We start from the raw sequence: 9,677 nt of genomic DNA, 5'->3' as shown, positions 1-9,677 counted from the left end.
CGACACATGGCTGAAATGCTGTATTTATCCTTGTTAGCAGTGATTATTTGCCTTTTTGTGCCATAATCACTGCCGCTTGCTTTAGGATGTCTAGCTGCATTTTGAGTTCTTTATTGTGCTTTCTAAGGGCTATTAGCTCTCGTTGTTCCTCTGTTAGATTATCAATCGATTTGAAGGAACCAGTTGTTTTGGCTTGTCTGACCCATTTGTCGAAGGTTGAGGGAGTTAAATCATATTCTTTGATGATCTCGTTACGTTTCATACCGGCATTGTGAAGGTCAACGATTTGTTGCTTAAAGTCATCCGTAAAATGACGGCGTATTTTTCTAGACATATTGTTTCTCCTGTTTTCTTTAGTGTAGAACACTTTATAAATTCTGTCTAGTTTAGTGTAACCTATTCAATTTTTCCTGTTTCTGATAGGAATGTCACTAGCTTCTATCATGCTTCTTATTGTTACAGCAAAAGCCTTACTCAATTGGGTGAGAGGTGATTATGATTAAGAGTTAAGATGTGATATTAACAATCTAGCAAGTAGCCTTTTGTGAGTTATGTGTATCATATAAGAGCAATGAGAGTTTAAAAATAACATAGATTATGCGACATGTTTTATTAATGTAGAGGAGGTAAGATCTTATCGACGATCATCTTTTTCAACTGTTGAGTAAACTGATTGATAAAATACCAGCAATCATTATTGCATCAGCGACATTTTTGAAAGTCTATCGCTCTCCATCAGTGGAGAAAAAAAGAGAACGGAAGAGAAGAATTTAGCACGATTCTCTTCCAAAATTCTTTTTGTCGTTGATATCATTGTCTTTTCTAGATTTCTCTATCAAAATAAGGAGGTATCCAATTTGTATCGTTCACGAAATTTTTACATGCGTGTGAGAGGAGAATTAGCTCTTTTTACTAACCCCGCGACCAAGGGCGGGGGAGAACGTAGTTCGTACTTAATTCCTACTCGTCAGGCGCTTCAAGGTGTGGTTGATGCTGTTTACTATAAACCAACTATCGTTAATGTGGTGACAGAAGTCAAAGTGATTAATCAGATTCAGACTGAATTGCATGGGGTTCGTGCGTTGCTTGCTGACTACGGAGCGGATCTGAGTTATGTTTCTTATCTAAGTGACGTGGAATACTTGGTTAAGTTTCATTTTACGTGGAATAGCAATCGTCCCGATCTTGAAAAAGATCGCTTACCTAAAAAGCATGAAGCTATAATGGCGCGTTCTTTAAAAAAAGGTGGACGTAGAGATGTTTTTTTGGGGACACGAGAATGCTATGGTCGGGTCGACGAGATTAGCCAAGAAGAGTATGATGTGGCCACTTCTTCTTATCATGGTCAGACCATTGATTTTGGTATTATGTTTCATTCTTTTGCTTATCCAACTGATAAGAAAACACCACTACGGTCCTATTTTACTCAGACAGTCATGGAAAATGGCATCGTTCGTTTTAAGGAGCAAAAAGATTGTGAAATCATGAATACCTTGTCCAGTTATGCTTTTAAGACGCCAGGACAAGTCAAGTCTGTTGATGAGGAATATGCTAGTTACCTAGCTGATGAAGCTAAGGAAAAAGGGGGTCACTGATGGATTTCTTTACCTCACTACTCAAAACCTATGAAAATGCGGAAAGTGAGAATTGGGTTGATAATGCTAGTAAGGGAACGATATTACTGCCAATTTATCATACCAGTCTTAAATCGAATGGAAAAAATATCATTTCAATTGTTCTCGATAATGAAGGGAAGTTTATCAAAGCAGATTATATAGGGAAAGAAGAAGCGATTATTTTTCCTGTCACATCTCATTCAGTGGCACGTTCTGGTAAGAATCCTGCTCCACACCCTCTGGTTGATAAATTCAGCTATTATGTGGCTGAAATGAATCAAGACCAGTACGATGCTTACCATAATCAATTGGAAAACTGGCGTGCCGCTTGTCGCGATGAGCATGTCAAAGAGTATCTGAACCTCATCCAAAGATTTATCTTACAGCCTGAATTTTTGTCTCAGATTTGTCAATCTTTGTATGGCCAATCTTATACGAGAGAGGGATTGAAAGTGACCTATACTGAGACAGACAATAAGGAAAAGACCGTTGATTTGTCGGCGTGCTTTCTGGAATTTAATATTGATCATTTTATTGGTAATCGGAGAGTATCTGTCACTAACTATCAAGAATTACACCAAGATTTTATCTCTTACGTCGAAAGCAATCAGGAAGATAACATTATCTGCAATATCAGTGGAAGAAAAGAAACTCTTGCAACCAAACATCGCGGCTTGATTGGGAATGCTAAATTGATTTCAGTTAGTAATAATAACGAAACCTACAAAGGTCGCTTTAGAGAGCGCGATGATGTCTTTACCGTTGGCAATCAGACTTCTGAGAAGATTCACCTGATGGCAAAATATTTGCTAGAAAATGACCAAACTCATGTTTGGCTGGGAGGAACACAGCAGATGATCAATTGGTTTAGTGACGATGTAGCTAATGATAGTCAACTTGATGTGACTAGGTCTACCGAAAGCGATGTTTTCAACTGGGACAACATGTTGCCGGATGTTTATGAGGTAGAAGCGTCAGCTTTTTCTGTTACGCAAACCAATCGTGATATTAATCAGTCCTTTATTCATGGTCAGAAGAAGTTTAGTGACGCTTCTACCTATTACGCAGCCATTTTGAATAAGACTAATGATGGACGAATTGCGCTTAAATATTTTCGTCAGCTTCAGGTTTCAGAATTGTTGAAACATTTAGAAAAATGGCAGAGTGATTACAGTTGGGAAAGTAGAAAACAGGGCAATAACTTTGTTATAAAAACACCGAGTTTGAATGATATGATTTTGGCCGCTTACGGAACTGATAGAGACCGTTATTTGGAATTGGACAATGATAGTTTCCGAAGTGACCAATATCAACAACTTGTCACGGCTTTGTTAGATGGTCGTTCGGTGCCTCGTCATCTAGTCAAGAAATTAGAAAATAACCTAAAGCACCGTCAGAGATATCCTAAACACTGGTATCAGATTCAACAGGTGGCGCTAGCTATCCTGCATAAACAAAATGGAGAGGAGTTTACCCCTATGTTGGACCACAAATATAGTGATCGTTCCTATTTATATGGCCGCTTACTTGCTATCTATGAGTTGATTGAAAAGCAGCGCTATGCGATTGAAAAGCAACGCTATACTTTAGAAGGTAGTCAGGACCGCATCACAAATGCGGAGCGTTATTGGACTGCCTACACAGGGCAACCTGCGAAAATGATGGCACTATTGGAAAATAAGGTAAAGCCTTATGAGGAAGTTCTGAAGTTAAATCGCCCAGGTCTTTGGCGTAAATTGGATAAAGAGCGTGCGGAAGTTATTGAATTGCTAACGCCAGCTCTGTCTACGAAAGAATTCACGGACGCCTTAGACTACAGGTTTATATTTGGCTATTATGCTGAAAAGAATTATTATTATACATCAAAAGCAAACATGGAAAGCGAGGAATAGCAGATGTTAGAAAATAAAATTGATTTTATGGTAACCCTCGAGGTACGTGAGGCAAATGCCAATGGCGACCCCTTATCAGGGAATATGCCACGAACAGATGCTAATGGTTATGGTCTGATGAGTGATGTTGCCATTAAACGTAAAATTCGTAATCGTATGCAAGATATGGGGCATTCTATTTTTGTTCAAGCTAACGATCGTATTGAGGACGAGTTCAAATCCCTTGAAAAACGTTTTTCTCAGCATTTTACAACCAAAACATCCAATGATGAGATTGAAGAGAAAGCTAATCAAATGTGGCTTGACGTACGTAGCTTTGGACAAGTTTTTACCTATCTGAAAAAATCTATTGGGGTGCGTGGACCAGTCTCTATTAGCATGGCTAAATCTCTGGAGCCTATCGTGATTTCCAGCCTACAAATTACGCGTAGCACCAATGGTATGGAATCTAAAAATACTAGTGGTCGTTCGTCTGACACCATGGGGACCAAGCATTTTGTCGACTATGGTATTTATGTCGTTAGAGGTTCTATCAACGCTTATTTTGCTGAAAAAACAGGTTTTAGCCAAGAAGACGCAGAAGTACTTAAGGAGGCCCTAATAAGTCTATTTGAAAATGATGCTTCCTCAGCTCGCCCTGAGGGTTCCATGCGTGTGCGTGAGGTCTTTTGGTTTACTCATGCTAGCAAGTTAGGTAACGTTTCAAGTGGACGTATCTTTGATTTGTTAGAATTTGATAAAGTAAATCCAGATAAAAACAGCTATGAAGATTATGATATTGTGCTTAATCAAGAAAAATTAGAAGAATATAAAGCGAAAGGTTTGAAAGTCGATATTTTAGAAGGACTGTAATATGGTCTATGCCGAAGAAGATTATTTGATGTTATCAGGTATTCAGCATTTTCAGTTTTGTAAGCGTCAGTGGGGGTTAATTCATATTGATCAACAGTGGGAAGATAATGAGGCCACAGCACATGGACAAGTTTTACATAAAAAAGCTGATAATCCTTATATCAAAGAAAAGCGCAAAGATGTGATTATTTCACGAGCCATGCACGTTGCATCTTCCAAGTTGGGACTTTACGGTATTTTGGATGTGGTAGAATTTTACAAAGATGCAGCAGGAGTAGAACTTAAGGGGAGACGTGGAAAATGGCGGCCTATTATTGTTGAATATAAACGCGGACAGCCTAAAAAGGATACGCGAGATATTGTTCAATTGGTGGCGCAGACGATTTGCCTTGAAGAGACATTGAATTGTACGATTGATGTCGGTTATCTCTATTATCATAAGGTTAATCAGAAAAAGAAAATAGAGATAACGCCAACCTTGAGGCAGGAGGTCTTAAATTTAGCACAGGAAATGCATGCTTATTATGAAGGTAAACAAGTGACCAAGGCAGAGTATTTTAAAAATTGTCAACTATGCTCTCTAGTACATATTTGCCTACCAAGATTAAGCAAGAAAGGTCGAAATGTTGATCATTATATCGCACAAGCTTTGAAAGATGAGGACAGTTTATGAAAAAATTACTGAATACCTTATATCTGACACAGGAAGATTTCTACTTGACCCGAGAGCGGGATAATATCGTTATCAAGAAGGAGGGAAAGGTCGTTCAACGTTTCCCCTATCGGATTATTGACGGTATTGTTTGTTTCTCTTACCTAGGTGCGTCACCTTCTTTGATAAAGTTATGCGCGGAACATAATATTAATCTGTCATTTCACAACCCACAAGGTCAGTTTTGTGGTCGTTTTGTCGGACCGACCAACGGCAATGTATTGCTACGAAGGGAACACTACCGCTTAGCTGACGATGAGGAATCGCTTAAGTATGCCAAACGCTTTATTCTAGCTAAGGTATCTAATTCGCGAAAGTATCTTCTGCGATTTAAACGTGACCACAAAGACCGTATCGATATGCAGTTATTTGGAGAAGTCAATACGGAACTGATTTGGGCATTGGAGCAAATTCAAGCTGCACCGGATAAGGAGACGTTACTTGGAATTGAGGGACAGGCAGCTAGCCAGTACTTCCGACTTTTTAATGATTTTATCCTGACTGATAAAGAAACTTTTTCATTTAAGATACGTTCACGACGTCCACCGTTAGACTGTGTCAATGCTCTCTTATCTTTTGGTTATAGTATGCTGACCTATGAATGTCAATCTGCTTTGGAAGCTGTTGGTTTGGATAGCTACGTCGGTTTTTTCCATACGGACCGTCCTGGTCGAGCTAGTCTTGCGCTAGATCTGGTGGAAGAGTTTCGTGCTTATATTGTTGATCGCTTTGTCTTTTCGCTTATCAATCGTAGTCAGTTGAGTAAGAAAGATTTTGAGATTAAGGAAAACGGCAGTGTTCTGCTAACAGATAGAGGCCGCGCTACGTTCATTGAAGCATGGCAGAAGCGTAAGCACACAGAAGTTGTGCATCCTTTTACTAAGGAAAAAGTAAAACTGATGCTGCTGCCTTACGTTCAAGCTCAGCTATTGGCGAAAGCCATTCGGGGCGACCTAGAGAGTTATCCACCATTTTTGATCTAGGAGGCATTTATGATGGTTTTAGTTACCTATGATGTTAATACTAACACGGCTGCAGGGCGTAGACGACTGCGTCATGTAGCGAAGTTGTGCGTAGATTATGGGCAGCGCGTCCAAAATTCTGTATTTGAATGCTCAGTTACTCCAGCTGAATTTGTCGAAATTAAGGAAAAATTACTGGAAATTATAGACATAGGATCTGACAGTATTCGGTTTTATTTGCTGGGTAAAAATTGGCAAAATCGAATAGAGACGATAGGTCGAGATGATAGTTATGACCCTGATGTAGGAGTCCTACTCTTGTAAAACTAATTGTGCGAACCTGAGTTACTCAGTAAAAACTGATACGTTCGTTGCTAAAACAGCTTGAAGTGAGCGATTTTTAATAAAAATGCCTTGAAAAAGGACTTTTGAATTTGATAAAATAGTACAAAACAGTGTCTTCTTGCGCTGTCGCACCCTTCGCGGGTGCGTGGATTGAAATATCAAAATCAAACCAACCACCTAATATTGGTTTTGTCGCACCCTTCGCGGGTGCGTGGATTGAAATCTTTAAAAAGTGTTGCAATGCGTTCATTATTAACGTCGCACCCTTCGCGGGTGCGTGGATTGAAATTACACGATCGACAAGGCAATCACCGCAATAACCTGTCGCACCCTTCGCGGGTGCGTGGATTGAAATTGCCACCTTCTGCGCCGTAACCATCCATCAGCGGTCGCACCCTTCGCGGGTGCGTGGATTGAAATATAAACATATTCGTCGTCAACACCTCTAAGCAGCAGGTCGCACCCTTCGCGGGTGCGTGGATTGAAATCCAAGGCCTCCAATAGTTTTGGAACATGCTTGTGTCGCACCCTTCGCGGGTGCGTGGATTGAAATAAAGATGGAGACAATTCGTTTATAGATGTTAACGGGTCGCACCCTTCGCGGGTGCGTGGATTGAAATCATCATATCGTCAAACTTAGCGATTTTTTCGCCAAGTCGCACCCTTCGCGGGTGCGTGGATTGAAATTAAAAGCATCGGTGTGTCTCTGTTGACTGCTTTGTCGCACCCTTCGCGGGTGCGTGGATTGAAATCTCGATAGGAAAGAGGAATATCAAGATGTGAAAGGGTCGCACCCTTCGCGGGTGCGTGGATTGAAATCCTTGCATGATCTTTGGCTTTTCCTAGAGCAACGTCGCACCCTTCGCGGGTGCGTGGATTGAAATCGTTAGTGTCCCAAACATGATGTATTGCATGCGACGTCGCACCCTTCGCGGGTGCGTGGATTGAAATCGTTAAGCAAAAAAACAGGTCAACCTACGATGAAGTCGCACCCTTCGCGGGTGCGTGGATTGAAATTGTTAATCTATGACATCCTTGCTTTTTCCAATCATGTCGCACCCTTCGCGGGTGCGTGGATTGAAATATACACCCAGCTCCCACGCTCTAAATTTTGGTACCGTCGCACCCTTCGCGGGTGCGTGGATTGAAATAAAAGTAAGCCCACAAACTGCGCTAGATTTTGATGTCGCACCCTTCGCGGGTGCGTGGATTGAAATTCTTGGGGTATCTCTCAACTTATTGCTAGCAAATGTCGCACCCTTCGCGGGTGCGTGGATTGAAATATCAACTGTTTCCAGTGATAAAAACGTAACTGTCTGTCGCACCCTTCGCGGGTGCGTGGATTGAAATTACTGGTGGTACAACACCACCAACAGGCGCTTGGTCGCACCCTTCGCGGGTGCGTGGATTGAAATAACACATTTGAAAGCTAGGTCGTACGAAAAACCGTCGCACCCTTCGCGGGTGCGTGGATTGAAATCGACTCGTTGGTTAGGTATTTTCCGATGCGCTTGTGTCGCACCCTTCGCGGGTGCGTGGATTGAAATATAGATTGTCATAGTACACTCCGAAAAACTTATAAAGTCGCACCCTTCGCGGGTGCGTGGATTGAAATTATATACGCATCTACATATTCTTGGTCAAAGCTAGTCGCACCCTTCGCGGGTGCGTGGATTGAAATACGATCGATCATCTTGCTGACAAGTAACCTAGGGCGCTTGTCGCCCCTTCGTGGGTTTGTTGACGGTGATGGAACGATTGTGGATATAGTTGTCTGTTAGGCAGTTCACCGCTTTAGTCACTGTGTAGATTAGTTTTTCTGATTCAAGAGTATCCTAAATACAGATTCATACTGCTATTATTTTTGATATAATAAATGAATGATATTTAGAACATTTTATCAGTCTCCTTTGGGACAAATCAGTCTTCTAGCTGATGAGGAGTCGCTTTTGGGGCTTTATTTTGTGGGACAGGCTTATTATGAGCATGGTTTTGAGTCATCTCAACTATTGAATCAGGAAGTGGCTCCTCACCAAGAAGCTAAGTTTTGGCTAGATGCCTATTTTGCCGGGCGTCAGCCAGACCCTGATCAATTGAGACTGGCTCCGCATGGGACTGCCTTCCAACATCGGGTCTGGTCAGCGCTAGCGGCTATTCCCTACGGTCAAACGACCACTTATGGCAAGCTAGCCACAGATCTTAATTGCAAATCTGCGCAAGCTATTGGCTCTGCCGTTGGAAAAAATCCCCTATCCATCATCGTGCCTTGTCACCGAGTATTAGGTGCAGATGGGAGGTTGACGGGCTATGCTGGTGGGATTGAGCGCAAGGCGATGCTCTTAGAATTGGAGAAATGATGTATACTTTTTACGAATACCCTAAATGTACGACCTGCAAGAAGGCTAAGAAGGAGCTGGATATGCTTGGGGTGGACTATGAATCGGTTGATATTAAAACTAATCCACCACAAGTCAGTCTACTTAAGGAACTTTTGGAGCATTCCGACCTTGATTTGAAGAAGTTTTTTAACACTTCAGGAAATTCATATAGGCAATTAGGTCTTAAAGACAAGTTTGATAGCTTGACAGTTGATGAGGCTTTGGAACTTTTATCTAAAGATGGCATGTTAATCAAGCGTCCTATCCTGATCAAGGATGACAGGGTTCTCCAAATCGGTTATCGCACACCTTATGCAGCCTTACAGTTATCTGAGTAAGAATGAATAATCGTTTTTCTAGCCATCAGTCATATATGATCAAGCCTTCCAATCAAGAAGGAAGTAGCTAAACAGCTTTTAGTAGATGGTGGTAGCTAGGGACAAGAGGGAATCAGATTGTTTCTCTCTTTTTTCATGATTAAAGAGAGGAATAGCTTGGTTCTAAACTTTTTGGTGTTTAATAACTTTGATGGATTTGTTGTTGGCTTTGAGTTTAGTGCTAGAATAAGAGACATTCAAGGGTGTTTGTGATATAGTCTGTGTATTTTTTGAACGTTTTTAAAAGACAGTCTGAAAGATAGGATTAGCGTGTGTGATATAGTTCCTTGTGAGTCAGAGTTTCCCTGAGAAAGCTAATGTCTTGTTGAGATTTTTAAGTGCCGGTAAAGTTTTTCGAAAGCTTTGTGAGTAGAACATATGGTCTAATGATTGACAGCAATTTTTATAGGGAATTAGCCAGTGATTGTTCATGCAGGATAGAGATGTCTTTTCAAAGACTGCCTTTACATGGGACAGCTGTTTGATAGTTAGCCAAATCAGGAACAACATCTGTTACAAATAGGATAATTATTTGAAAAGAAA

Annotated in this window: 8 protein-coding genes, 1 pseudogene and 1 CRISPR repeat array; of the genes and pseudogenes, 8 read left to right on the top strand and 1 reads right to left on the bottom strand. The window is 41.0% G+C overall.

The genetic code is table 11. From position 1 onward, the window contains the following. A pseudogene (locus ABP870_RS01185) lies at positions 1 to 334 on the bottom strand (transposase); the annotation flags it as partial. Between the two features lie 523 nt (positions 335 to 857). Here ABP870_RS01185 and cas5c point away from each other — a divergent pair. The 8 genes from cas5c to ABP870_RS01145 all read left to right on the top strand — a co-directional run bounded on the left by cas5c (position 858) and on the right by ABP870_RS01145 (position 9,095). Continuing rightward, positions 858 to 1,595, top strand: a complete 738-nt coding sequence (gene cas5c / locus ABP870_RS01180; protein WP_350013677.1) for a type I-C CRISPR-associated protein Cas5c — start codon at positions 858 to 860, stop codon at positions 1,593 to 1,595. After that, positions 1,595 to 3,508, top strand: a complete 1,914-nt coding sequence (gene cas8c, locus ABP870_RS01175; RefSeq protein WP_350013676.1) for a type I-C CRISPR-associated protein Cas8c/Csd1 — start codon at positions 1,595 to 1,597, stop codon at positions 3,506 to 3,508. Before cas5c ends, cas8c begins: the two co-directional genes overlap by 1 nt. Before the next feature lie 3 nt (positions 3,509 to 3,511). Beyond that, positions 3,512 to 4,360: a type I-C CRISPR-associated protein Cas7/Csd2 gene (gene cas7c, locus ABP870_RS01170; protein WP_350013675.1), complete on the top strand. Its 849-nt coding sequence runs from the start codon at positions 3,512 to 3,514 to the stop codon at positions 4,358 to 4,360. A gap of 1 nt (position 4,361) precedes the next feature. Further along, the gene (gene cas4, locus ABP870_RS01165; RefSeq protein WP_350013674.1) at positions 4,362 to 5,033 is read left to right on the top strand and encodes a CRISPR-associated protein Cas4; all 672 of its coding nucleotides are present in this window, start codon (positions 4,362 to 4,364) and stop codon (positions 5,031 to 5,033) included. Then, the gene (gene cas1c, locus ABP870_RS01160) at positions 5,030 to 6,055 is read left to right on the top strand and encodes a type I-C CRISPR-associated endonuclease Cas1c (RefSeq protein WP_350013673.1); all 1,026 of its coding nucleotides are present in this window, start codon (positions 5,030 to 5,032) and stop codon (positions 6,053 to 6,055) included. The genes cas4 and cas1c overlap by 4 nt, the downstream gene beginning before the upstream one ends. A 9-nt stretch (positions 6,056 to 6,064) precedes the next feature. Further along, a complete protein-coding gene (gene cas2, locus ABP870_RS01155; protein WP_350013672.1) occupies positions 6,065 to 6,358 on the top strand; it encodes a CRISPR-associated endonuclease Cas2 in 294 nt (97 codons plus the stop codon). A 146-nt stretch (positions 6,359 to 6,504) separates the two neighbouring features. Continuing rightward, positions 6,505 to 8,060: a CRISPR direct-repeat array (repeat unit 32 nt; unit sequence GTCGCACCCTTCGCGGGTGCGTGGATTGAAAT). 199 nt (positions 8,061 to 8,259) lie between these two features. After that, positions 8,260 to 8,736, top strand: a complete 477-nt coding sequence (locus ABP870_RS01150; protein ID WP_350013671.1) for a methylated-DNA--[protein]-cysteine S-methyltransferase — start codon at positions 8,260 to 8,262, stop codon at positions 8,734 to 8,736. Continuing rightward, entirely contained in the window at positions 8,736 to 9,095 is a 360-nt protein-coding gene (locus ABP870_RS01145) for a Spx/MgsR family RNA polymerase-binding regulatory protein (RefSeq protein ID WP_350013670.1), read from the top strand. Before ABP870_RS01150 ends, ABP870_RS01145 begins: the two co-directional genes overlap by 1 nt. The last annotated feature ends 582 nt before the right edge of the window (positions 9,096 to 9,677 follow it).

The sequence above is a fragment of the Streptococcus jiangjianxini genome (assembly GCF_040225085.1).
Taxonomy (GTDB): Bacteria; Bacillota; Bacilli; order Lactobacillales; family Streptococcaceae; genus Streptococcus; species Streptococcus jiangjianxini.
This window is presented reverse-complemented; position numbering and strand designations above follow the sequence as displayed.

Coding starts and splice junctions, on each gene's coding strand:
- ABP870_RS01145 (WP_350013670.1), top strand. CDS start 8,736: ATGTATACTTTTTACGAATACCCTAAATGTACGACCTGCAAGAAGGCT.
- cas7c (WP_350013675.1), top strand. CDS start 3,512: ATGTTAGAAAATAAAATTGATTTTATGGTAACCCTCGAGGTACGTGAG.
- cas8c (WP_350013676.1), top strand. CDS start 1,595: ATGGATTTCTTTACCTCACTACTCAAAACCTATGAAAATGCGGAAAGT.
- cas1c (WP_350013673.1), top strand. CDS start 5,030: ATGAAAAAATTACTGAATACCTTATATCTGACACAGGAAGATTTCTAC.
- cas4 (WP_350013674.1), top strand. CDS start 4,362: ATGGTCTATGCCGAAGAAGATTATTTGATGTTATCAGGTATTCAGCAT.
- cas2 (WP_350013672.1), top strand. CDS start 6,065: ATGATGGTTTTAGTTACCTATGATGTTAATACTAACACGGCTGCAGGG.
- ABP870_RS01150 (WP_350013671.1), top strand. CDS start 8,260: ATGATATTTAGAACATTTTATCAGTCTCCTTTGGGACAAATCAGTCTT.